This window comes from Hydrogenophaga crocea, from assembly GCF_011388215.1.
In the GTDB taxonomy this organism is placed as follows: Bacteria; Pseudomonadota; Gammaproteobacteria; order Burkholderiales; family Burkholderiaceae_C; genus Hydrogenophaga; species Hydrogenophaga crocea.
In genome coordinates this window covers 2198416-2222744 of sequence record NZ_CP049989.1, presented here as the reverse complement: position 1 = coordinate 2222744, position 24329 = coordinate 2198416, and the positions used below count along the sequence as shown (strand labels likewise).

The window sequence follows — 24329 nt, the reverse complement described above, 5'->3', positions numbered from 1 at the left end:
GCGCGCAGTATGCCCGGGCCCCCACGAACACGATCAGCGCCTCAAGTCCAGCGTGCACGGGAATTCACGGTTGACCGCCTCGGCCTGCACCTGCATGAGGCCGGGCGTGTGGCCCATCTGGAAGAAGCGCGCGAGGCGGCGGCTTTCGGCCTCGAAGGCGTTGATGGGGAAGGTGTCGTAGTTGCGTCCGCCCGGGTGCGCCACGTGGTAGCGGCAGCCGCCCAATGAACGCTGCATCCAGGTGTCCACGATGTCGAAGGTGAGCGGCGCGTGCACACCGATCGAGGGGTGCAGCGCCGAGGGCGGGGCCCAGGCCTTGTAGCGCACGCCGGCCACGTACTCGCCGGCCACGCCCGTGCTGTGCAGCGGCAGCACACGGCCGTTGCAGGTGATGGCGTGGCGGCGGTCGGTCCAGCCGCGCACGTGCACCTCGAGCCGTTCGAGCGAGGAGTCGACGTAGCGCACGGTGCCGCCGATGGCGCCTTCTTCGCCCATCACGTGCCAGGGCTCGAGCGCGCTGCGCAGCGTGAGCTCGATGCCGCGCGCCGCGACCTCGCCGATCAGCGGGAAGCGGAACTCGAAATGCGGCGCGAACCAGGCCATGTCGAAGGCGTAGCCGAAGTCGCGCAGCTCGGCGATCACGTCTTCGAAGTCCATGCGCAAATAGGTGGGCAGCAGCCAGCGGTCGTGCAGCTCGGTGCCCCAGCGCGCCAGCGGCGCCTTGTAGGGCTGCTGCCAGAAGCGCGCCACCAGCGCGCGCAGCAGCAGCTGCTGGGCCACGCTCATGCGCGCGTGCGGCGGCATCTCGAAGGCGCGCAGCTCGAGGAGGCCCAGCCGGCCGGTGGGGCCGTCGGGCGAGTAGAGCTTGTCGATGCAGAACTCGCTGCGGTGGGTGTTGCCGGTGACGTCGATCAGGATGTTGCGCAGCGTGCGGTCGACGAACCACGGCGGCACGTGGTCGCCGTAGATGCCTTTGGCGCGATCGAGTTGTTCGAGCGCGATCTCGAGCTCGTGCAACTGGTCGTTGCGCGCTTCGTCCACGCGCGGGGCCTGGCTGGTGGGGCCGATGAACAGGCCGCTGAACAGGTAGCTGAGCGAGGGGTGGTTGTGCCAGAAGCCCAGCAGGCTGCCGAGCAGGTCGGGACGGCGCAGAAAGGGCGAGTCGGCCGGCGTGGCGCCGCCGAGCACGAAGTGGTTGCCGCCGCCGGTGCCGGTGTGGCGGCCATCGGTCATGAACTTCTCGGCGCACAGGCGCGTCTGGTGCGCGGCCTCGTACAGGAATTCGGTGTGCTCCACCAGCTCGCCCCAACTGTGCGCGGGGTGGATGTTGACCTCGATCACACCCGGATCGGGCGTGACCTGCAGCACCTTCAGGCGCGGGTCGCGCGGCGGCGGATAGCCCTCGAGCACGATGGGCAGGTTCAGGCGTTCGGCCGTGTCTTCGACCGCGGCCAGCAGGTTCAGGTAGTCCTCGAGCCGCGCGAGCGGCGGCATGAACACGTAGAGGTGCTGGCGTTTGCCGCCCTCGGCCTTTTCGGCCTTGGGGCCGTTGGCGCGCTGCGGGTCGCGCGCCTCGACGCACAGGGCGGTGCGCGTGAGCCAGCCGGCCGATTCGCCGCGCTGCGGCGCGCGTGCCGTGCCGGCGCTGGCACTGGCGGGTCCGGGGCCGGCCTCCGTGTTCGGACCGGTGCCGGCACCCGTGGCCGCGCCGGCCGCGCGCGGCGCCGAAGCCTCGAACCACGCGGCATCGGCCGAATCGCGCGACTGCTGGCGCCAGGGCGTGGCCGCCGGCAGGGGTGCGCGCGGCGTGAACGGGTCCTGTTCGATGTGGTAGGGGTGATCGCCCGCGCTCACCCAGGGCAGCGAGTCCAGCGGCAGTCGGTAGCCCATGGGCGAATCGCCGGGCACGAGGTACATGCGCTCGTCGCGGAAGAACCAGGGGCCGGTGGACCACACTGTGCCGCCGAGCGCGGGGTTGCCCGCGTTGGCCTGCAGCGGCAGCACGTAACCCACCACGGCGTCCAGCCCCTGGTCGAACACGCGGCGCAGGCGCACGCGTTCGAGCTCGTCGGACAGCTTGCTGTCGAACGGGTCCACGTTCACCGGCAGGCGGCGCTCGCGCCACAGGTAGTACCAGGTGTCCTCGTGGCCGGCCGTGATGTAGCGCGTGGCGATGCCCAGGCGGCGCGCCAGCGCCTGCGTGAAGCGGCGCGCGTCGTCGCTGTTGTGGTGGGCCTCGTCGCGCTCGTCGGCCAGCAGCGCGGGGTTGTTCCAGCAGGGTTGGCCGTCGGCGCGCCAGAACACGGAGAGCGCCCAGCGCGGCAATTGCTCGCCCGGGTACCACTTGCCCTGGCCCATGTGCACGAAGCCGCCGTGGCCGTACTGCGCGCGCAGCCGGTCGAGCAGTTCGGTGGCGTAGCCGCGCTTGGTCGGGCCGAGCGCGTCGGTGTTCCATTCGGCGGCGTCGCGGTCGCCGGTGGCCACGTAGGTGGGCTCGCCGCCCTGCGTGAGGCGCACGTCGTGTTTGACCAGGTCGGCGTCCACCTGCTCGCCGAGCGCGAGCACCGCGGCCCACTGCCCGTCGGTGTAGGGCTTGGTCACGCGCGGCGACTCGTGGATGCGCGTGACCTGCATGTGGTGCTCGAACTGCACCTCGGCCTCGTCCATCAGGCCCTCGACAGGCGCGGCGCTGCCCGGCTGCGGCGTGCAGGCCAGCGGAATGTGGCCTTCGCCCGCGAGCAGGCCCGAGGTCGGGTCCAGGCCGATCCAGCCCGCGCCGGGCAGGAACACCTCGCACCAGGCGTGCAGGTCGGTGAAGTCCTGCGCGGGGCCGCTGGGGCCGTCGATGGCCTTCACGTCGGGCGTGAGCTGGATCAGGTAGCCCGACACGAAGCGCGCCGCCAGGCCCAGGTGGCGCAGCAGCTGCACCAGCAGCCAGCCGCTGTCGCGGCACGAGCCGCGTTTGAGCTGCAGCGTCTGCTCGGGCGTCTGCACGCCGGGCTCCATGCGGATGGTGTAGGCGATGTCCTGCTGCAGCCGCTGGTTCAGGTGCACCAGGAAGTCCACCGTGCGCTGGGGCGCGCGGTCGATGCCGTCGAGGTAGGCCTGCAGCAGCGGCGTGAGCGGCTCGGTGGCGAGGTAGGGCGCGAGCTCGGCACGCTGCGCCTCGGCGTAGGCGAAGGGCACCTGCTCGGCGTGCGGCTCGAGGAAGAAGTCGAAGGGGTTGTGCACCGCCATCTCGACCACCAGGTCCACCGTGATCTTGAACTCGGTGGTGGGCTCGGGAAACACCAGCCGGGCCTGGTGGTTGGCGAACGGGTCCTGCTGCCAGTTGATGAAGTGGTTGGCCGGCTCGATGCGCTGCGAATACGAGAGCACCTTGGCCCGCGCGTGCGGCGCGGGGCGCAGGCGGATCACCTGCGGGCCCAGTCGCACCAGGCGGTCGTAGCGGTAGTGCGTGATGTGGCTCAGGGCGACGTGGATGGCCATGCAACGGGGCTTTCTGCGAGGGATCGGGGGCGCCGCGCGCCAGGGTGCGCGGCTGCGGCCCATGCTAGCAAGAGCTGCGCCACAACACCATGACGCTGGCGCGACGGCGCGAGGCGGCCGCCGGAGCAATCGGCCTCGTGGCCGATGGCCCGGCCCACGTCCCTGCCCAAGCATGCGGGCCCCATGCCCTCAGACACCGCCGCCCCGTCCCCTTGCAAAGCCTGACCCCCATCCCCTGGCGGGCGGGCTGGTGCTTGGCCGCCGGCGTGGCCGGCACCGCGCTGCAACTGCAGCAAGCGGCGCTGTGGCCGCTGCCCGTGTACCAGAGCCTGGTGCTCTGCGGGCTGCTGGCTTTGTGGCTGCGCCCCCGCGCGGCCTGGGCCTTCGCCGGCCTGGCGCTGGCCGTGGGCTGCACCGGCTGGCGCGCGCACGCCTTTCAGGCCGACGGTCTCGATGCGGCGCTCGAAGGCCGCGACATCGCGGTGGTGGGCCGCGTGGCCTCGCTGCCGCAGGCCGGGGCCACGGGCCTGCGCTTCGTGTTCGTGGTGGAGCGGGCGGCGCTCGCCGGCGCCCAGGTGCGGCTGCCGCCGCGCCTGCTGCTGGGCTGGTACCGTGCGGCCAACGACGAGACCGAGCCGCCCGACCTGCGCGCAGGCGACCGCTGGGCCCTCGAGGTGCGCCTGAAGCGCCCGCACGGCGATGCCAATCCGAGCGGCTTCGACCGCGAGCGCTGGCTCTGGGAGCAGGGCATCGGCGCGACCGGCTCGGTGCGCCTGGGCCCGCGGGCGGCGCCGCCCCGGCGCCTGGGCACCACGCCCTGGCACCCGGTGGACCGCGCGCGGCAGGCCATTGCACAGGCCATCGCGCAGCGGGTGGGCGATCCGCGAAGCGCCGGGGTGATCGCGGCGCTCGCGGTGGGCGACCAGGCCGCGATCGACCGCGCCGACTGGGCGCTGTACCGCGACACCGCCACCGCCCATGCGATGGCGATCTCGGGCGCGCACGTGACGCTGTTTGCCTGGCTGGCGACCGTGCTCATCGCGGCGCTGTGGCGCGGCATCGGCCGCTGGTGGCCCGCATTGCCCATGCGCTGGCCCGCGAGCCACGCCGCGGCGGTGGGCGGCGTGCTGGCCGCCGCGGCCTATGCACTGCTCGCCGGCGGCGACGTGCCTGCGCAGCGCACCGTGCTCATGCTGGCGCTGGTCGTGGGGCTGCGCGTGACCGTGCGCCAATGGCCCTGGCCCGCCGTGTGGCTGTTCGCGATGGCGGCCGTGCTGGTGCTCGACCCCTGGGCGCTGCTGGACGCGGGGTTCTGGTTGAGTTTTCTGGCCGTGGCGCTGCTGTTCGCGGCCGACCCGGGCCGCCCTTCGCCGGCCGGCGCCCGCAGCCTGCCGCTGTGGCACCGCGGCGGGCGTGCCGCGGCGCGCCTGTGGCGCGAGCAATGGTTGATGACGCTGGGCCTCGCACCGCTGGGCCTGCTGCTGTTTGGCCAGTTCTCGCTGGTGGGCCTGCTCGCCAACCTGGTGGCCGTGCCCTGGGTAGGGTTCGTGGTCACGCCGCTGGCCTTGCTGGGCGTGTTGCTGCACCCGCTGTGGTCGCTGGCCGCGTGGGCGGTGGAGCTGCTCAATGCGCTGCTGCAGCCCATGGCCGCATGGCCCTGGGCTGTGGTGCACCGCCCCGCCGTGCCCTTCTCGGCCGCGCTGGCCGCGGTGGCCGGCGGCGCCTTGCTGGTGATGCGGCTGCCCGCCGTGATGCGCCTGGCCGGCCTGCTGCTCATGGCCCCGGCCTGGCTGTACGAGCCGCCGCGCCCGCCGCCAGGCGTGTTCGAGGTGCTGGCCATCGACGTCGGGCAGGGCAGCGCGGTGCTGGTGCGAACGGCGCGGCACGCCCTGGTCTACGACAGCGGCCCGCGCTGGAGCCCTGAGGCCGACGCCGGCGAGCGCACCGTGCTGCCGCTGCTGCGCGCCCTGGGCGTGCAGCCCGATCGGGTGGTGATCAGCCACCGCGACAGCGACCACGCCGGTGGCGCCGACGCCCTGCGGCGCGCGTTCCCCGGGGCGGTGTGGCGTTCGTCGTTCGACGACGACCCGGCCTCGCGCTGCCGCGCGGGCGAGCGCTGGCACTGGGACGGCGTGGACTTCGAGTTGCTGCACCCCGACGACGCCACCTACGCCCGAGTGGGTGTGCCGACCAACGCGCTGTCGTGTGTGCTGCGCATCGCGGCCGGCGCCCAGGTGGCCTGGCTCACGGGCGACGTGCCCGCGGCGCAGGAGACGCGGCTGGCGCTGGCGCGCCCGCAGGAACGCGTGGCGCTGCTGCTCGCGCCCCACCACGGCAGCGCCAGCTCGTCGAGCCCGGTGCTGCTCAACACCCTGCGGCCGCGCTGGGTGGTGGTGCAGGCGGGCTACCGCAACCGCTACGGCCATCCGGCGCCGGCCGTGCTGGCGCGTTACGACGCGCGCGGCCTGGCCTGGGTGGACACGCCGCGCTGCGGCGCGGCCACCTGGCGCAGCGATGAACCCGAGGCCATGCGTTGCGAGCGCGAGCAGGCCGCGCGCTACTGGCAGCACCGCGAACCCCGCCCGCCCATGGCGGCTGGCCCGGAGCTTGCTATCCTGCTGCCAGGAGCACAACAACCATGAGCCAACGACCGATGTTCGACGAGATGCACGCCTCGCCATCCGAAGTGCGTGAGCACTATCGGCAGTACGCACGCTGGCTGTCCGAGCAACCCGACGAGGTCATGGCCGCCCGCCGCGAAGAGGCCGAGATGATCTTCCGCCGCGTGGGCATCACCTTCGCGGTGTACGGCGCCAAGGACGAAGACGGCGCCGGCACCGAGCGGCTCATTCCCTTCGACCTGATCCCGCGCATCATCCCGGCCCACGAATGGCGCACCATGGAAGAGGGTCTGGTGCAGCGCGTGGCCGCGCTCAACCGCTTCATCCACGACGTCTACCACGAGCAGGAGATCATCAAGGCCGGCGTGATCCCGGCCGACCAGATCCTGCAGAACGCGCAGTTCCGCCCCGAGATGATGGGCGTGGACGTGCCGCACCAGATCTACTCGCACATCGCGGGCATCGACATCGTGCGCGCGCCCAACGCCCAGGGCGAGGGCGAGTACTACGTGCTCGAAGACAACCTGCGCGTGCCCAGCGGCGTGAGCTACATGCTCGAAGACCGCAAGATGATGATGCGGCTGTTCCCCGAGCTGTTCGGCGAGAACCGCGTGGCGCCGGTGGCGCACTACCCCGACCTGCTGCTCGAGACGCTGCGCTCGGTGAGCCCGGCCACCACGGCCGAGCCCACGGTGGTGGTGCTCACGCCCGGCATGTACAACAGCGCCTACTTCGAACACGCCTTCCTCGCGCAGCAGATGGGCGTGGAACTGGTCGAAGGCCAGGACCTGTTCGTGAAGGACAACTTCGTCTACATGCGCACCACGCGCGGCCCGCGCCGGGTCGACGTGATCTACCGCCGCGTCGACGACGACTTTCTCGATCCGCTGGTGTTCCGGCCCACGTCCACGCTGGGCTGCGCGGGCCTGCTCGACGTGTACCGCAGCGGCAACGTGAGCATCTGCAACGGGGTGGGCACCGGCGTGGCCGACGACAAGTCGATCTATCCCTATGTGCCCAAGATGATCGAGTTCTACCTCGGTCAGAAACCCATCCTGGCCAACGTGCCCACCTTCATGGGCCGCAACCCCGAAGACCTCAAGTACATCCTGGCCCACCTGCCCGAGCTCGTGGTGAAAGAGGTGCACGGCGCGGGCGGCTACGGCATGCTGGTCGGGCCCGCGTCCACCAAGGCCGAGATCGAGGAGTTCCGCCAGGCCGTGATCGCCAAGCCCGAGGGCTACATCGCCCAGCCCACGCTCTCGCTGTCGACCTGTCCCACCTACGTGAAAAGCGGCGTGGCGCCCCGCCACATCGATCTGCGGCCCTTCGTGCTCTCGGGCAAGGAGGTGCAGCTGGTGCCCGGCGGCCTCACGCGCGTGGCGCTCAAGGAAGGTTCTCTGGTGGTCAACTCGTCGCAAGGCGGTGGCACGAAAGACACCTGGATCCTCGAAGACTGAACCCAAGGGAGACCCACATGCTGTCGCGCACCGCCGACCACCTCTTCTGGATGTCGCGCTACACCGAGCGCGCGGAGAACACCGCGCGCATGCTCGATGTCAACTACCAGACCTCGCTGCTGCCGCAATCGGCCGCGGTGGCGCAGGTGGGCTGGGAAGGCCTGCTGACCATCAGCGAGCTCATGCCTTCGTACCGCACCAAGTACGGCGAGGCCATCACGCCGCGCAACGTGCTCGACTTCATGGTGCGCGACGAGAACAACCCGTCGAGCATCGTGTCGTGCCTGCGCGCGGCACGCGAGAATGCGCGCGCGGTGCGTGGCGCGCTCACCACCGAGTTCTGGGAAACGCAGAACCAGACCTGGCTCGAACTCACGCGCATGCTCAAGGGCAAGAACTTCGAGCGCGACCCGGGCGAGTTCTTCGAGTGGGTCAAGTTCCGCTCGCACCTCTCGCGCGGTGTGGCCATCGGCACCATGCTGCAGGACGAGGCGTTCCACTTCTACCGCATGGGCACCTTCCTCGAGCGCGCCGACAACACCGCGCGCCTGCTCGACGTGAAGTTCCACGCGGTGCACAGCGACTTCTACGGCGCGGCCAGCGAGCTCGACCAGGAGTACGACTTCTACCACTGGAGCGCGATCCTGCGCAGCGTGAGCGGCTTCGAGGTCTACCGCAAGGTATACCGCGACGTGATCACGCCCGAGCGGGTGGCCGAGCTGCTGATCCTGCGCGCCGACATGCCGCGCAGCCTGGCCGCGAGCGTGAACGAGGTGGTGAACAACCTGGGCGTGGTGGCGCACGACAACAGCGCCGAAACGCTGCGCCGTGCGGGCAAGCTCAAGGCCGAACTGCAGTACGGCCGCATCGACGAGATCCTGGCCACGGGCCTGCACGCCTACCTCACGCAGTTTCTCGACCGCGTGAACGAACTCGGCTGGCGCATCAGCCAGGACTTTCTGGTGCCGGCGGGCTAGGCGCGGCGGGTTTCCCGTTCGTTCCGGTGCCGGGTCGCCTCAGTGCGTCGGCCAGCGAGGGTGTCGGCCTGCCAATGGCCAGGTTTCAGGCATGCTCGACAAATTCGACCGGGCGCTGGAAGCTCGCCTGCGCCGCGGCATCGCCCGGCATGGCCGCGAGTTCGGTGAAGCGCTCTTGCCAGGCCAGGGCGGCGTCCACGAAGCGGTCGATGCGCGAGGCGATGAGTTCGGCCGTCCAGCCGTGGTTGCCCACGTCGGTGCACAGCACGATCTCACCGAATTCCGGGTCGATGGCGAGCGAGGCGCCGCCCGTTTCGGCACCGAACAGGTTGGCCGTGAGCAGGCGCTCGTAGATCGGCTCGCGGTGGTCGGCCGGCAGTTGGCCCAGCGGGCAGTACACGTGCAGCAGGTGCCCGCTGCTGCGCTCGAAGTTCACATCGATGCGGTCGTCCACGCGCAGGCGCGCGCAACCGTTGGCGTCGAATCGCAGGTCGGGGGTGTCGAAGGCGGTGGCGAGCGCCTGCAGGACTTGGTCGGGGTTCATGGGCCCTGCATTCGTAATGCACCGCACCGCGGCGGTTCCTCATGCAAGAGGCCGAATCGGCTTAACCCATTGGGCGGCCTCAGCGCTGCAGCGCCGCCTTCACCGCCTCGCCGAGCTCGATCACGGCCATGGCGTAGTAGCTGCTCCAGTTGTAGCGCGTGACCACGTAGAAGTTGTCGGTGCCGGCCACGTAGCTGGATGGCGCGCCCGCGTTCTGCAGCTCGATCAGCGCGAGCTTGCCCGGGTGCTGCAGCGCCTCGCCGTCCACGACCGCGCCGTTGGCGAGGAAGTTCTCGACACTGAAGCTGGGCAGGATGTCGGGCGCGAGCAGGGTGTCGAGGTCGAGCCGGGCCGGGTCGAAGCGCACCGGGTAGTGCGTGGGCATGGCGCTTTGCCAGCCGAAGGTCTTGAAGTAGTTCGCGACCGAGCCGATCACGTCGGCCGGGCTGTCGAAGAGGTCGATGCGGCCGTCGCCGTCGAAGTCGATCGCGTACTTCACCCAGCTGCTGGGCATGAACTGCGGCCAGCCCATGGCGCCCGCGAAGCTGCCCAGCAGGCTGTGCGGATCGATGCCGCCGCGCTGGCACAGGCTCAGCAGCTGTTCGAGTTCGTCGCGGAAGAAGGCGGTGCGCGCGGCCGCGCGGGGGTGCACGGCGGGGAAGTCGAAGGCCAGCGTGGTGATGGCGTCCATCACCTTGTGGGTGCCGGTGTGGCGGCCATACAGCGTTTCCACGCCGATCACGCCCACGATGAGGCTGGCGGGCACGCCGAACTCGGCCTCGGCGCGCGCCAGCGTGGCGCGGTTGTCCAGCCAGAAGCGCTGGCCCGCGGCGAGGCGGACGGGCTCGATGAAGCGCGCGCGGTAGGCGGCCCAGTTCTTGGGCACGCCCGCGGGTGGCGGCGTGACGCCGCGGATGGCGGCGTCGAGCCGGCGCGCGCGGCCGATCTGCTCGCGCACCCACCCGGTGTCGAGACCGCGGCGCTGGGCGAGATCGTCGGCGAAGGCCATGGCGGCCGGGTGGTCGCGGTAGAAGCGCTCGGGCGCGGCCTTGCGCGCGGCGGGGCGGGTTTTGGGGTGGCCCGAAGGGGCGGTGGCCCAGGCGGGTGGCAGGCTCGCGGCCAGCAGGGCGAGCGGGATCGATCGGCGTTTCATTGCCCCGATTTCATCACGCGCCGCGCGCCGGGGGCCAACGCAGCCGGCGGTACTCGCGCCGCAGTTCGGCCAGCGTGGTGGTGCTGTGGGGCGCGTAGCGCTGCGCTTCCAGGCGCAGCAGCCAGTCGGCCAGCGCCGCTGCGGCGGGGTCTTGCGCAAAACGCTCGCGCAGCTGGCAGGCGAGTTCGCGCGGCGGGGTCCGGTCGCTGGCCTGCAGGCCCAGGGTTCTCAGGCGCCTGCCCGCGTGGTGCAGCAGGCGCAGCCAGGGGTCGTGGCGACGGCGTTCCCAGACGGCCCAGGCCGCGCCCACCAGGCTCACCACGACCACCACCGCGAACAGCACCAGGGCCAGGTCCTGCCAGCTCGGTGACGCCACGCCCAGGGAGCGCAGCAGCTCGAACTGGCGGTCTTGCGTGTAGTTGAGCACCCACTGGTTCCAGGTGTTGTTGAGCGCCTCCCAGTTGGCGCGCAGCAGGCCGATGAAGTTGGGCCCCACAGCGGCCTGCAACGCACCCGCCACGGCGCCGGCCGGGGCCTGCAGCCGTTGCAGCGAGCCTATGCGCGAGGGCACCGCCGCGCCCGTGGGGTCCACCCGCACCCAGCCGCGGCCCTGCAGCCACACCTCGGTCCAGGCGTGGGCGTCGCGCTGGCGCACGGTCCAGTAGCCATCGACGCCGTTGAGCTCGCCGCCCTGGTAGCCCGTGACCACGCGGGCCGGGATGTCCATGGCGCGCATGAGCACCGCGAAGGCGCTCGCGAAGTGCTCGCAGAAGCCGGCCTTGCGGTCGAACCAGAACTCGTCGGCGGTGTGCTGGCCGTACACGCCGGGCTCCAGGGTGTAGACGAAGCCGCCGGTGCGCAGGCGCTCGAGCACGGCGTCGACCAGCGCGGGCGCGTTCTGCGGCCCCGGGCCATGGACGCGGCGCAGGTCCTGCGCGAGTTGCAGGGTGCGGGGATTGAAGCCCGGGGGCAGGTCGACGAACTCGCGCAGGGCGGCGCTGTCCTGCAGCGGGCCGTGGCCGAAATCGACGTGGCTTTGCGCGCGGTAGCGCACCAGCGACACGATGGGGCGCTGCGTGACCCACTGCAGGTCGGTGGTCATGCGCACGCGGTTGCCGGGCAGCTCGGGCGCTTCGGTGGCGGCCTCGAGCACGAACAGCCAGCGCCGCTGGTGCGGCTCCAGCGTGACCTCGTAACGCAGCGGCTCGCCGCGCGGGCGCAGCTCGGCGCGCAGGCCGGCCGACAGCGCCGTGGGTTCGAGCTGCTGCGTCCAGCGGCGGCCGTCGAAGCGGCTCAGCACCGGGCCGCGGAAGTAGCTCAGGGCCGCAGGGGGCGGCGGGCCGTCGAAGCGCACGCGCAGGGCGATGCTGTCGTCGAGCGCGAGCTGCGCCACATCGCCCACGCGCATGTCTTCGGACAGGCCGCTGGTGCCCGTGGGGTTGTTGTTGGGCACGCCCCACAGTGGCGCGATGCGCGGGAACAGCAGGAACAGCACCAGCATGATGGGCGCGCCCATCAGCGCCATGCCGGCGGCGATGCGCGCGGCCTGTGCGAGCGGCGGCCGGCCCACCGGCATGTGGGCATTGACCACCGCGGTGAGCAGGCCCAGCAGCGCCACCAGGATGCCCGCGGCCGTGACCAGCGACTGCGAATAGAAGAAGTGCGTGAGCAGCGCGAAGAAGCCGAGGAAGAACACCACGAAGGCGTCGCGGCGCGCGCGCAGCTCCAGCGTCTTGAGCGCCAGCAGCACCACCACCAGGGTCACGCCCGCGTTCTGACCGAGCAGCGTGCCGTGGCTGGCCCAGGTGCCGGCCAGGGCCACGGCCAGCAGGCCCGCGCGCCACGGCCAGCCCGGCAGCGGCCGGGCCTGGAGCGCAAGCCAGCCGCGCCACGCCAGCAGCACGCCGGTGAGCGCGGTGGTCCAGGCGGGGATGTGGGCCGCCTGCAGCGCGACGACCCAGGCGATGACCGCGAGCAGGAACAGCGTGTCGCGCGTGTCGCGGGGCAGGCTGGCGCCGCGGCCGGGAGTGTGCAGGGTCAGCACAGCGCCAGCGCCTCCAGGCAGCGGGCGCGGTGGGCTGCGCCCTGGTCGGGGGCGATCTCGCGCCCGGGCACGCGCAGGCCGTAGTCGAGGCCGAGCCGGTCGGCCATGAGCACCCATGCCGTCAGGCGCGACAGGCGCGCTTCCATGCCCGCGCCGCCGCACTGGTTGATGTCCAGCCACAGCGCCTGGCGCTGGCTGGACAGCGCGTCGCGGCTCACGAGCTCGTCGCGGCCGCTCGCGAAGGCCTGAGCGGCCTTCTTCCACACCACGGATTTCAGCGGGTCGCCGCGGCGGTAGGGGCGCACGCCGTCGTACTCGCCCGTGGCCTGCACGCGCGCGCTGCCGGCGCCGCCGCCCTGCGGCTCGCCCGGGGGCAAGGGCGGCGGGTGGGCTTCGGGTTCGGGGTACACCAGAGCGGTGGACGCGGGGCGCCAGAAGGCCCAGACGCGGAAGGTGCCGAGCGGGAACCCGGTTTGCGCCATCAGCGTGGGCAGCGCATGCAGGCCCCGGCCGGGCGCGCGCCAGGCCAGCTGCACCGGGGTGCGGCCCTGGGCGGGCACGTCGGTCCAGGCCAGCGTCGGGGCCTTGCCGTCGGCGTCGACCACGCCCAGGCCGATGCCGTGCCGCACGCGGCGGCGCTCGCTGGCGAGCTGCAGCTCCAGCACCACGGCCTCGTGCGCGTGCACGGGCTCGGGCGGGTGCAGGTGCAGCGTGAGTCCGCGCAGGTTGCCGTGGCACACGTGCATGCCCACCAGCGCGCTGCCCGCGAGCAGGAAAGTGAGCAGGTAGCCGAGGTTGAGCTGGTAGTTGATGCTGGCCAGCAGCAGCACGGCCAGGGTCAGCGCCAGCATCCAGCCCGGGCTCGAGGGCAGGATGTAGACGTTGCGCTGCGTGAGCGTGAGGGTGTCGCTGCGCCGGATCCGGTTGTGGAACCAGGTCTGGAGGCGGCGGCGCAGCGGACGCAGCGGGTTCATCAGGGCAGGGGGACGGCGTCGAGCATGGCGCGCACCTGCTCGAGCGGGCCGCGGCCGGCGTCGCGCACGGGGATCAGGCGGTGTGCCGTGGTCTGGGGCAGGATGGCGGCGAGGTCGTCGGGCGCCACGTAGTCGCGCCCCTGCAGGAAGGCCTGGGCCTTGGCGGCGCGCACCACGGCCAGTGCGGCGCGCGGCGACAGGCCTTGCAGGAACCAGCGTCCGTTGCGCGTGGCGGCCACCAGGTCCTGCAGGTATTCGAGCACCGGCTCGGCGGTGTGCACCGCGGCCACCGCGCGCTGCAGGCGGGCCAGGTCGTCGGGCGTGAGCGCGGGTGGCAGCGATTCGATCAGCGAGCGCCGGTCTTGGCCGCGCAGCAGCTCGCGCTCGGCGGCGCGGTCGGGGTAGCCCAGCGACAGCCGCATGTGGAAGCGGTCGAGCTGCGATTCGGGCAGCGCGTAGGTGCCGAGCTGGTCGTGCGGGTTCTGCGTGGCGATCACGAAGAAGGGCTCGGGCAGGCGCCGGGTCTCGCCCTCCACCGTGACCTGCTTTTCCTCCATCGCTTCGAGCAGCGCGCTCTGCGTCTTGGGGCTGGCGCGGTTGATCTCGTCGGCCAGCAGCACCTGGGCGAACACCGGGCCCGGGTGGAACACGAAGGCCTCGCGGCCGCGTTCGTAGATGGACACGCCGATCAGGTCGGTGGGCATCAGGTCGGCGGTGAATTGCACGCGAGCGAATTGCAGGCCAAAGGATCGCGCGAGCGCGTGCGCCAGCGTGGTCTTGCCCACGCCAGGCACGTCCTCGATCAGCAGGTGGCCGCCCGCCAGCAGGCAGGCCACGCTGTCGTTGACCTGCTGCGCTTTGCCCACGATCACCGTGTTAAGCTGGCTCAGCAGTTGCTGGATCTTGCCGTCGATCTGTCGTTGGCTTTGTCGTTGGTCTTGCATAGCGGCCGCGATTCTCACAGCAGTTCAGAGATGTCCCACGCCACAGGTTATTTCACCCACCGGGCATGCTGGCAGCACGAGATGGGCGCCGGCCACCCCGAATGCCCCGAACGGCTCGATGCGATCGAAGACCGGTTGCTCGTGACCGGCCTCGACGCCGCGCTGGAGCGGCGCGAAGCCACCGCGGCCGCGCTGGCCGACCTCGAACTCGCGCACGACCGCATGCACCTCGCGTCGCTGCGCGGCCTGGCCGAACAGCTGCGCGACGACATGCAGGCCGGCGGCCCCTCGCGCGCCCAGGTCGACCCCGACACCTCCATGAACCCGCACAGCTGGGACGCCATCCTGATGGCCGCGGGCGCCGCCATCGATGCGGTGGACGCGGTGATGGCGGGCGAACTCGCCAACGCCTTCTGCGCCGTGCGCCCGCCCGGGCACCACGCCACGCGCCGCCAGGCCATGGGCTTTTGTTTCGTCAACAACGTGGCGGTGGCGGCCAAGTACGCGCTCGAGCGCCACGGCCTGCAGCGCGTGGCCGTGATCGATTTCGACGTGCACCACGGCAACGGCACCGAGGACATCGTGGCCGGCGACGAGCGCATCCTCATGTGCAGCTTCTACCAGCACCCGTTCTACCCGCCCGGTGAGCACGCGGTGGCGCCCAACCTCGTGAACCTGCCGGTGCCCGCCTACACGCGCGGCATGGCCATCCGCGAGCTCGTGGACATCCACTGGATGCCGCGGCTCGACGAGCACCGCCCGCAGATGGTTTTCGTGAGCGCGGGCTTCGACGCCCACCGCGAGGACGACATGGCCCAGCTCGGGCTGGTCGAGTCCGACTACGCCTGGCTGACCGAACGCATCAAGGCCGTGGCCGACCGCCACGCGCAGGGCCGCCTCGTGAGCTGCCTCGAAGGCGGCTACGCGCTCGATGCGCTGGCGCGCAGTGTCGAGGCCCATCTGCGCGTGCTCGCGGGTGTGTGAGCGGCCCGCCGGGCCGCGCCTTTTCTTTCTTTTCTCTCTTTTGTCGGCTCCCGATGAACGACCTCATTCCCCCGGCCCCCCGCCCGGTTGACGATTTCGGCGCCTGGCTGCGTGGCTTGCTGCAACCCGCGTCGCTGGCCGAACTGGCCGCGCTCGCCGTGGCGGTGCTGGTGGCCTGGCTGTTCACGCGCGCGCTGCGCCGCGCGCTCTCGATGCAGCACGCGCCGAACTCGGTGCTGTTCGGCGAACGCCTCATCGACGGCGCGCTGTTCCCCATGGTGCTGCTGCTGCTCGGCTATGTGGCGCGCGGCGTGATGGTCAAGTTCGTGCCGCTTGCGGTGTTCCACGTCGCCATTCCGGTGCTGGTGTCGCTGGTGGTCATCCGGCTCGGCGTGAAGGTGCTGCAGGTGGCCTTCGACGGCCAGCCCTGGGTGCGCCTGCTCGAGCGCACCATTTCGTGGGTGGCCTGGGCCGCCATGGTGCTGTGGGTGAGCGGCCTGCTGCCCGTGGTGCTGGCCGAGATGGACCAGGTCACCTGGAAGACCGGCAGCAGTACCCTGAGCCTGCGCACGCTGGTCGAGGGGCTGCTCACCGCGTCCATCGTGCTCATCGTGGCACTGTGGATCTCGGCCGCCATCGAGGCACGTCTGCTGCGCAACGCGGTGGGCAGCGAGCTTTCGCTGCGCAAGGCGGTGAGCAACTTCACGCGCGCGCTGCTCATGTTCGTGGGCCTGATCGTGGCGCTGTCGGCGGTGGGCATCGACCTCACCGCGCTGTCGGTGCTGGGCGGCGCGGTGGGCGTGGGCATCGGCTTCGGTTTGCAGAAGCTCGCGTCCAACTACGTGAGCGGCTTCGTGATCCTGGCCGAGCGCAGCGTGCGCATCGGCGACAACGTGCGCGTGGACAACTTCGAGGGCCGCATCACCGACATCAACGCGCGCTACACCCTGGTGCGCGCGCTCAACGGGCGCGAATCCATCGTGCCCAACGAGACGCTGATCACCAGCCGCGTGGAAAACCTCTCGCCGGTGCGCGGGCGCGTGGGCCAGACGGTGGTGCTCACCGTCAACTACGACAGCGACATCGAACTCGTGGAGCGCCTGCTGCTCGACGCGGTGCGCGACCGGCCCCGCGTGCTCGCAGACCCGGCGCCCTCGGTGGCCCTGTCCAACTTCGGCGCCGACGGCCTCGAGTTCACCCTGAGCTACACCATCGACGATCCCGAGAACGGCCAGCTCAACCTGCGCTCGGACATCAACCGCGCGATCCTGAACGCGCTGCGCGCCCACCACATCGACATCCCCTTCCCCCAGCGCGTGGTGCGCGTGGTGGGGCAGGGCGGCGGCGAGGGCGCGGCGTTCAGCGGTTCATGAACCCCGGCAGCCAGAGCGAGATCACCGGGAAGGCCACCAGGATGCCCAGGCGCACGATGTCGGCGAACACGAAGGGCCAGACGCCGCGGAAGATCTGATTGAGCGGCACCTTGGGCAGCAGCGCGTTGATCACGAACAGGTTCATGCCCACGGGCGGCGAGATCATGCCGATCTCGATCACGGTGACGATGAGGATGCCGAACCACACCGGGTCGTAGCCCAGGCCGGTGATGACGGGGAAGAACACGGGGATGGTGAGCAGCACCATCGAGAGCTCCTCCATGACCAGGCCGAGCAGGATGTAGATCACCATCATCATCACCACGACCATGATGGGCTCGGGGCTGAACTGCACGATGAAGTCGCGCAGGTCGTTGGGCATGCTGGTGAAGTTCACGAAGCTGGTGAACACCATGGCCGCGATCAGGATGGTGAACAGCATGGCCGTGGTGCGCGCGCTCTCCTGCAGGATCTCCAGCAGCGCGCGCGGCGTGAGCGAGCCGCGCAGCAGCGCGAACACGAAGGCGCCGCCCGCGCCCACGCCCGCGCCCTCGGTGGCGGTGAACACGCCGCCGTAGATGCCGCCGATGACGAGCGCGAACAGCAGCGCCACGCCCCAGACGTTGCGCAGCGCGCGCAGCCGCTCGGGCCAGCTGTGGCGCTCGGCGGCGGGGCCGGCCGCGGGGTCGCGCCAGGTCACGACCACCACGGCCAGGCACAGGCAGACGATGGCCACGATGCCGGGCAGGATGCCGGCCACGAAGAGCTTGCCGATGTCGGTCTCGGTGATGATCCCGTAGATCACCATGATGGTCGAGGGCGGGATGAGGATGCCCAGCGTGCCGCCGGCGCCGATGGAGCCGGCCGCGAGCGCGTCGCGGTAGCCGTGGCGCTTCATCTCGGGGTAGGCCACGCGCGTCATCGTGGCGGCGGTGGCGATGGAGGAGCCGCAGATGGCGCCGAAGCCGCCCGAGGCGATGATGCTGGCCATGGCCAGGCCGCCGCGGCGGTGGCCGACGAAGGCGTTGGCGGCCTGGAAGAGCTCGCGCGCCATGCCCGCGCGCGCGACGAAGTTGCCCATGAGCACGAACAGCGGGATGACCGAGAGCACGTAGGCGAAGCCGGTCTCGAAGATCACCTGGCTGGTGCTGGCGAGCGCGGGCTGCCAGCCGCGCAGCAGGGCCAGGCCGCCCATGCCCACGGTGACCATGCACACCGCCAGCGGGATGCGCAGCGCGGCCATGATGAAGACGGCAGCGAAGCCGATGGATGCTTCGATCATGCAACGCTCCCTTCGCCCGGCCCCGCATCGCGCTGCGGCGCGCGCACCACCACGAACACCGCGTGCACCAGCGCCGTCACGGCGAGAAAGACGGCCATCATCCAGGCCACGGGCGACAGCGGCAGCTGCAGGTACACGGTGATGTCGCCGTACTCGGCGAAGCGGTCGGCGCGCAGCACCATGAGGTAGGCCATGAAGCCGAACGCGAGCGCGCACACCAGGTGCACCAGGCGCTGCTGGACGCTCTGGATCCAGTCGGGGATGAAGGGGTCGAGCGAGTCGAACACCACGTGCTCGCTGCGCCACGAGACCAGCGGCAGCGCGCCGAAGATCACCACGACCATCAGCACTTCGGTGAGCTCCAGCCCGCCGGGCACGGAGTGGTTGAGGAACTTGCGGCCCGTCACGTCGAAGACGGTGAGCCACATGATGGTGAACAAGGCCATCGCGGCCATGAAGCCGGTCGACCAGCGCAGTGCGCGATCCAGGAAGGTGAGCATGGGGGAAACCGTGATGCGACAACGGCGGGCAGCCGGATGACTGCCCGCCGTGCGGGAGGGCCTGGTGTTCAGGACCCGGGTGTCACTTGACCTTCTTGATCTCCGCGCGGAACTCGGCCAGCACGGCCTTGGGGTCCTTCAGGCCTTTGGCGGCCGCGGCCGCGGCCCATTTGTCTTCGAGCTCGGCCTGCTTGGCGGTGACGGCCTTGATGAAGGAGTCGTCGGCCTGGATGCGGGCCACGCCCTGGGTCTTCTGCAGCTCGCGGCTGGAGGCGTCGACCTTGTCCCAGCCCTCGCCGAAGATGCGCGCGGCGGTCTCGCCCGAGATCTTGTCGACCACCGCCTTGTCCTGCGCCGACAGCGCGTTGTACTTGGCCGGGTTCATCATGAACACGAAGCTGGTGTTGTAGAGCCCGCCCGGGAAGGTGGTGGCGTGCTTGATCATGCTCAGCTTGAACGAGGCCACCGATTCGTCGGGGAAGAAGGTGCCGTCCATGACGCCGGTGGACAGCAGCTCGAAGGAATCGGGCGCAGGCTTGAGCGTGGTGTTGAAGCCCATGAGCTTGGAGAGCTCGTTGATGTTGCCGCCGCCGATGCGGAACTTGAGCTTGGTGGCGTCTTCGGCGGTCTTCACCGGCTGCTTGCTGTTGAAGATGATGCCGGGGCCGTGCGTGAACACGCCCAGCACCTTCACGCCCCGGTGCTCGCCCAGCGGCGCGAAGTACTTGGTGTACAGGTGCTGGTAGGCCACCGAGGTGGCGAGCGCGCTGTCGCCCAGGAAGGGGAACTCGGCCAGTTGCGTGAAGACGAAGCGGCCCGGCGTGTAGCCGTCCACGGTGAAGGAGATGTCGGCCAGGCCGTCGCGCACCGCGTCGAAGGTGCCCGGCGCGGCGGCCACGCCCTTGGGCAGGATGTTGCACTTCATGCGCCCGCTGCTTTCCTTCTCGAGCAGGTCGCACCACGACTTCTGCGCCACGCTCAGCGTGTGCGTGGGGCCGACCCACGAAGAGGCGGTGAACACGGTCTGCGCCGAGGCCATGCCGGTGCCCAGCAGGGCGGCGGTGGCCAGAAGGGGAATCAGCTTCATGCGGTTTGCTCCAGCGACGGGATTGGCCCTTTGGTGATCCAACATAACCAACGGGTGGTGACCCAATATAGGCCTTGGGTTCGTGCCTGAGGCTCCAGACTTACCCGGGTTCGCCGACCCAACGGTCGGCGAATGTCGGCGCAACGACAAGTGCGCGCAGGGGTATTCGAAGATGCCCGTGCCGGTATCTCTATAATCAAAAAAGCACGATCGTTCGCTTTTCGGCGGGCGGCCCGCACCAGACCCGCGCCTACAATGCCGAGTTGACGTGCACGTCAATTGCGCGACCGCATCAACCACCATAGGAGCAAGCCAGCATGAAGGTCCTCGTCCCCGTCAAGCGCGTGGTCGACTACAACGTGAAAGTCCGCGTGAAGAGCGACGGCAGCGGAGTGGACATCGCCAACGTGAAGATGTCCATGAACCCCTTCGACGAGATCGCCGTGGAAGAGGCGGTGCGCCTGAAAGAAAAGGGTGCGGCCACCGAGGTGATCGCCGTCTCCTGCGGCGTGGCGCAGTGCCAGGAAACGCTGCGCACGGCCATGGCCATCGGCGCCGACCGCGCCATCCTGGTCGAGACTGATGCCGAACTGCAGCCGCTGGCCGTGGCCAAGCTGCTCAAGGCGCTGGTGGACAAGGAACAGCCCGGCCTGGTGATCCTGGGCAAGCAGGCGATCGACGACGACTGCAACCAGACCGGCCAGATGCTGGCCGCGCTGGCCGGCCTGCCGCAGGCGACCTTCGCGAGCAAGGTCGAGATCGACGGCCAGAACGCCAAAGTGACCCGCGAGGTCGACGGCGGCCTGGAGACGCTCTCGGTGGCCATGCCCGCCGTGGTCACCACCGACCTGCGTCTGAACGAGCCGCGCTACGTGACGCTGCCCAACATCATGAAGGCCAAGAAGAAGCCGCTGGAGACCATCAAGCCCGAGGACCTCGGCGTGGACGTGGCCCCGCGCATCAAGACCCTCAAGGTGAGCGAGCCGCCCAAGCGCGGCGCCGGCGTGAAGGTGCCCGATGTGGCCACCCTTGTGAGCAAGCTCAAGAACGAAGCCAAGGTGATCTGAGGAGCGCACTGAAATGACTGCACTGGTTATTGCCGAACACGACAACGCCGCCATCAAGGGCGCCACCCTCAACACCGTGACCGCGGCCGCGCAATGCGGCGGCGAGGTGCACGTGCTGGTCGCGGGCCACAACGCCGCGGCGGCCGCCCAGGCGGCCAGCCAGATCGCCGGCGTGAGCAAGGTGATCCACGCCGACGCCGAGGGCTTCGCCCACGGCCTGGCCGAGAACGTGGCCGCGCAGGTCATCGCACTGGCCGCCAACTACAGCCACATCCTGTTCCCCGCCACCGCCTCGGGCAAGAACGTGGCCCCGCGCGTGGCCGCGCTGCTCGATGTGGCGCAGCTCAGCGACGTCACCAAGGTCGTGAGCGCCGACACCTTCGAGCGCCCGATCTACGCGGGCAACGCCATCGCCACCGTGCAGAGCGGCGACAAGGTCAAGGTCATCACCGTGCGCACCACCGGCTTCGACGCCGCCGCCGCCAGCGGTGGCAGCGCCGCCGTGGAGAGCGCCAGCGCCGTGGCCGATTCGGGCAAGAGCACCTTCGTGGGCAGCGAGATCGCCAAGAGCGACCGCCCCGAGCTCACCGCGGCCAAGATCATCGTCTCGGGCGGCCGCGCCCTGGGCAGCGCCGAGAAGTTCACCGAGGTCATCACGCCGCTGGCCGACAAGCTCGGCGCCGCCATCGGCGCCAGCCGCGCCGCGGTGGACGCGGGCTACGCGCCCAACGACCTGCAGGTCGGCCAGACCGGCAAGATCGTGGCGCCGCAGCTCTACATCGCCGCGGGCATCTCGGGCGCCATCCAGCACCTGGCCGGCATGAAGGACTCCAAGGTGATCGTCGCGATCAACAAGGACCCCGAGGCCCCGATCTTCAGCGTGGCCGACTACGGCCTGGAGGCCGACCTCTTCGAGGCCGTGCCCGAGATCGTCAAGGCGCTCTGATCGGCAGCGCATCCCCAAGGGCATCGCTTGCGATGCCCTTTTTTCTGCATCTTTGCTTTCCCGGAGACACCCCATGAGCTACACCGCCCCCGTCAAGGACATGCTGTTCAACATCGAGCACCTGGCGCGCATCGACCAGGTTGCCCAACTGCCCGGCTTCGAAGACGCGGGCCTGGAAACCGCTCAGGCGGTGCTCGAGGAATGCGCCAAGCTCAATGAGGGCGTGGTGGCCCCGCTCAACCGCGAGGGCGACCTCAAGCCCTCGTTCGTGAAAGACGGCGTGGTCACCACAACGCCCGGCTTCAAGGACGCCTACCGCCAGTACGCCGAGGGCGGCTGGCAGGGCCTGCAGCACCCCACCGATTTCGGTGGCCAGGGCCTGCCCAAGACCATCGGTTCGGCCTGCGGCGAAATGCTCAACAGCGCCAACCTGAGCTTCGCGCTGTGCCCGCTGCTCACCGACGGCGCCATCGAAGCCCTGCTGACCGCGGGCAGCGACGCGCAGAAGGACACCTACCTGCCCAAGCTCATCAGCGGCGAATGGACCGGCACCATGAACCTCACCGAGCCGCAGGCCGGCTCGGACCTGGCCGCCGTGCGCACCCGCGCCGAGCCGCAGCCCGACGGCACCTACAAGATCTTCGGCACCAAGATCTACATCACCTACGGCGAGCACGACATGGCCGACAACATCGTGCACCTGGTGCTGGCGCGCGTGGTCGGCGCGCCCGAGGGCGTCAAGGGCATCAGCCTGTTCGTGGTGCCCAAGTTCCTGGTCAACGCCGACGGTTCGCTGGGCGCGCGCAACGACGTGCACTGCGTGAGCATCGAGCACAAGCTCGGCATCAAGGCCAGCCCCACGGCCGTGCTGCAGTACGGTGACCACGGCGGCGCCATCGGTACCCTGGTGGGCCAGGAAAACCGCGGCCTCGAATACATGTTCATCATGATGAACGCCGCGCGCTACGCCGTGGGCGTGCAGGGCATCGCGATCAGCGAGCGCGCCTACCAGCAGGCCGTGCAGTACGCGCGCGACCGCGTGCAGAGCCGCCCGGTGGACGGCAGCCTGAACACCGCCGCGCCCATCATCCACCACCCCGACGTCAAGCGCATGCTCATGACCATGCGCGCCGCCACCGAGGGCTGCCGCGCCATGGCCAGCGTGGCCGCGGCCGCCTACGACGCGGCCCACCACCACCCGGACGCCGAGGTGCGCAAGCAGAACCAGGCCTTCTACGAATTCCTGGTGCCGCTGGTGAAGGGCTACAGCACCGAGATGAGCCTGGAGGTCACCAGCCTGGGTGTGCAGGTGCACGGCGGCATGGGTTTCATCGAAGAAACCGGCGCGGCCCAGCACTACCGCGACGCCAAGATCCTCACCATCTACGAAGGCACCACCGCGATCCAGGCCAACGACCTCGTGGGCCGCAAGACCGCGCGCGACGGGGGCACCGTGGCCAAGGCCATCGCCGGCCAGGTGCGCACCACCGAAGCCGAGCTCGCCCGCTCGGGCAGCGACAACGCCCGGGCGGTGGCCAAGCGCCTGACGGCCGCGCGCGAGGCCTTCGAGCAGGCGGTGGACTTCATCGCCGCCAACACCAAGGCCAACCCCAACGCGGCCTTCGCGGGCAGCGTGCCCTACCTGATGCTCGCGGGCAATCTCATGGCGGGCTGGCAACTGGCGCGCGCCCTGCTCGTGGCCGAAGACCTGTCGGCCAAGGGACAGGACAAAGCCTTCATGCAGGCCAAGATCACCACCGCGCGCTTCTATGCCGACCACATCCTCAGCCGCGCCCCGGGCGTGGCGGCGTCCATCGTCGAGGGCGCCGAGGGCGTGACGGCCATGGCCCTCGAAGCGTTCTGATCCTTCCAACGGAGACACCATGCCCGCACCCGAGCGTTACCTGCCCCCGGTCCTCAAGAACCTCAAGTTCCCGGTGATCGGCTCGCCGCTGTTCATCATCAGCAACCCCAAGCTCGTGCTCGCGCAATGCAAGGCGGGCGTGGTGGGCTCGATGCCGGCGCTCAACGCGCGCCCGGCCTCGCAGCTCGACGAGTGGCTGGCCGAGATCACCGAGGGCATCGCCGCGCACAACAAGGCCAACCCCGACAAGCCGGCCGCGCCCTTCGCGATCAACCAGATCGTGCACAAGAGCAACGACCGGCTCGAGCAGGACATGGCCCTGTGCGCCAAGTACCAGGTGCCCATCATCATCACCAGCCTGGGCGCGCGCGAAGACGTGAACCAGGCGGTGCACGCCTGGGGCGGCATCGTCATGCACGACGTGATCAACAACGTGTTCGCGCACAAGGCGATCGAGAAGGGCGCCGACGGGCTGATTCCGGTGGCCGCGGGCGCCGGCGGCCACGCGAGCGTGAAGAGCCCGTTCGCCATGGTGCAGGAGATCCGCGAGTGGTTCGGCGGCCCGGTGGCGCTGTCGGGCTCCATCGCCTCGGGCGGCGCGATCCTGGCCGCGCAGGCCATGGGCGCCGACCTGGCCTACATCGGCTCGGCCTTCATCGCCACGCACGAGGCGCGCGCCGTCGAGGGCTACAAGCAGATGATCGTCGAGAGCAACTCCGACGACATCGTCTACAGCAACTTCTACACCGGCGTGCACGGCAACTACCTCAAGGGCTCGATCCGCAACGCCGGCATGGACCCCGACAACCTGCCCGAGAGCGACCCGAGCAAGATGAACTTCTCGACCGGCGAGGGCGCGAACGCGGCCAAGGCCTGGCGCGACATCTGGGGCTGCGGCCAGGGCATCGGCGCGATCCGCGAGATCACCGGCGCGGGCGAACTGGTGGCGCGCTTCCAGCGCGAGTACGCCGAGGCCAAGGCCCGCATCTGCGCGGGCTGATCCCCGCGCCGTGAAGGCCG

Annotated in this window: 18 protein-coding genes; 9 read left to right on the top strand and 9 right to left on the bottom strand. The window is 70.3% G+C overall.

From position 1 onward, the window contains the following. Positions 1-33 precede the first annotated feature (33 nt). Positions 34-3489 (bottom strand): transglutaminase family protein, encoded by a 3456-nt coding sequence (locus G9Q37_RS10535; protein ID WP_166227153.1) that lies wholly within the window; start codon positions 3487-3489, stop codon positions 34-36. A 212-nt stretch (positions 3490-3701) separates the two neighbouring features. Between G9Q37_RS10535 and G9Q37_RS10530 the strand changes: the two genes are divergently transcribed. The 3 genes from G9Q37_RS10530 to G9Q37_RS10520 are packed head-to-tail and all read left to right on the top strand — an operon-like array spanning position 3702 to position 8547. Further along, positions 3702-6131 carry a DNA internalization-related competence protein ComEC/Rec2 gene (locus tag G9Q37_RS10530; RefSeq protein ID WP_240936594.1) on the top strand — a complete coding sequence of 810 codons (2430 nt, stop codon included), beginning with the start codon at positions 3702-3704 and terminating at the stop codon, positions 6129-6131. Next, the gene (locus G9Q37_RS10525) at positions 6128-7570 is read left to right on the top strand and encodes a circularly permuted type 2 ATP-grasp protein (RefSeq protein ID WP_166227151.1); all 1443 of its coding nucleotides are present in this window, start codon (positions 6128-6130) and stop codon (positions 7568-7570) included. Before G9Q37_RS10530 ends, G9Q37_RS10525 begins: the two co-directional genes overlap by 4 nt. A 17-nt stretch (positions 7571-7587) precedes the next feature. After that, positions 7588-8547: an alpha-E domain-containing protein gene (locus G9Q37_RS10520; RefSeq protein WP_166227150.1), complete on the top strand. Its 960-nt coding sequence runs from the start codon at positions 7588-7590 to the stop codon at positions 8545-8547. 85 nt (positions 8548-8632) lie between these two features. Here the strand turns inward: G9Q37_RS10520 and G9Q37_RS10515 are convergent, their stop codons facing one another. The 5 genes from G9Q37_RS10515 to G9Q37_RS10495 all read right to left on the bottom strand — a co-directional run bounded on the left by G9Q37_RS10515 (position 8633) and on the right by G9Q37_RS10495 (position 14206). Then, the gene (locus tag G9Q37_RS10515; RefSeq protein WP_166227149.1) at positions 8633-9091 is read right to left on the bottom strand and encodes a type III secretion system chaperone; all 459 of its coding nucleotides are present in this window, start codon (positions 9089-9091) and stop codon (positions 8633-8635) included. A 79-nt stretch (positions 9092-9170) separates the two neighbouring features. Next, positions 9171-10244: a lytic murein transglycosylase B gene (gene mltB / locus G9Q37_RS10510; protein WP_166227148.1), complete on the bottom strand. Its 1074-nt coding sequence runs from the start codon at positions 10242-10244 to the stop codon at positions 9171-9173. 13 nt (positions 10245-10257) lie between these two features. Continuing rightward, positions 10258-12279: a transglutaminase TgpA family protein gene (locus G9Q37_RS10505; protein ID WP_166231180.1), complete on the bottom strand. Its 2022-nt coding sequence runs from the start codon at positions 12277-12279 to the stop codon at positions 10258-10260. 2 nt (positions 12280-12281) lie between these two features. Then, complete coding sequence (locus G9Q37_RS10500) at positions 12282-13262, bottom strand: DUF58 domain-containing protein (RefSeq protein ID WP_166227147.1); 981 nt, start codon at positions 13260-13262, stop codon at positions 12282-12284. Continuing rightward, positions 13262-14206: an AAA family ATPase gene (locus tag G9Q37_RS10495; protein ID WP_166227146.1), complete on the bottom strand. Its 945-nt coding sequence runs from the start codon at positions 14204-14206 to the stop codon at positions 13262-13264. Before G9Q37_RS10495 ends, G9Q37_RS10500 begins: the two co-directional genes overlap by 1 nt. Before the next feature lie 30 nt (positions 14207-14236). On the opposite strand from G9Q37_RS10495, the gene G9Q37_RS10490 reads away from it, so the two are divergent. Further along, positions 14237-15190 carry a histone deacetylase family protein gene (locus tag G9Q37_RS10490; RefSeq protein ID WP_166227145.1) on the top strand — a complete coding sequence of 318 codons (954 nt, stop codon included), beginning with the start codon at positions 14237-14239 and terminating at the stop codon, positions 15188-15190. A 53-nt stretch (positions 15191-15243) separates the two neighbouring features. Further along, positions 15244-16563 (top strand): mechanosensitive ion channel family protein, encoded by a 1320-nt coding sequence (locus G9Q37_RS10485; RefSeq protein WP_166227144.1) that lies wholly within the window; start codon positions 15244-15246, stop codon positions 16561-16563. On the opposite strand, the gene G9Q37_RS10480 is transcribed toward G9Q37_RS10485, so the two are convergent. The 3 genes from G9Q37_RS10480 to G9Q37_RS10470 form a co-directional block, all read right to left on the bottom strand. Continuing rightward, on the bottom strand, positions 16550-17845 hold the full coding sequence (locus G9Q37_RS10480; protein WP_166227143.1) for a TRAP transporter large permease: 1296 nt from the start codon (positions 17843-17845) through the stop codon (positions 16550-16552). The two genes, G9Q37_RS10485 and G9Q37_RS10480, sit on opposite strands and share 14 nt — an antisense overlap. After that, on the bottom strand, positions 17842-18345 hold the full coding sequence (locus G9Q37_RS10475) for a TRAP transporter small permease (protein WP_166227142.1): 504 nt from the start codon (positions 18343-18345) through the stop codon (positions 17842-17844). The genes G9Q37_RS10480 and G9Q37_RS10475 overlap by 4 nt, the downstream gene beginning before the upstream one ends. An 82-nt stretch (positions 18346-18427) precedes the next feature. Then, positions 18428-19432 carry a TRAP transporter substrate-binding protein gene (locus tag G9Q37_RS10470; RefSeq protein WP_166227141.1) on the bottom strand — a complete coding sequence of 335 codons (1005 nt, stop codon included), beginning with the start codon at positions 19430-19432 and terminating at the stop codon, positions 18428-18430. Between the two features lie 317 nt (positions 19433-19749). On the opposite strand from G9Q37_RS10470, the gene G9Q37_RS10465 reads away from it, so the two are divergent. The 4 genes from G9Q37_RS10465 to G9Q37_RS10450 all read left to right on the top strand — a co-directional run bounded on the left by G9Q37_RS10465 (position 19750) and on the right by G9Q37_RS10450 (position 24309). Then, positions 19750-20499: an electron transfer flavoprotein subunit beta/FixA family protein gene (locus tag G9Q37_RS10465; protein WP_166227140.1), complete on the top strand. Its 750-nt coding sequence runs from the start codon at positions 19750-19752 to the stop codon at positions 20497-20499. 13 nt (positions 20500-20512) lie between these two features. Next, positions 20513-21445, top strand: a complete 933-nt coding sequence (locus G9Q37_RS10460) for an electron transfer flavoprotein subunit alpha/FixB family protein (protein WP_166227139.1) — start codon at positions 20513-20515, stop codon at positions 21443-21445. Positions 21446-21518: 73 nt separating this feature from the next. After that, on the top strand, positions 21519-23309 hold the full coding sequence (locus G9Q37_RS10455; RefSeq protein WP_166227138.1) for an acyl-CoA dehydrogenase: 1791 nt from the start codon (positions 21519-21521) through the stop codon (positions 23307-23309). A gap of 19 nt (positions 23310-23328) precedes the next feature. Further along, on the top strand, positions 23329-24309 hold the full coding sequence (locus tag G9Q37_RS10450) for an NAD(P)H-dependent flavin oxidoreductase (protein ID WP_166227137.1): 981 nt from the start codon (positions 23329-23331) through the stop codon (positions 24307-24309). Positions 24310-24329 lie beyond the last annotated feature (20 nt).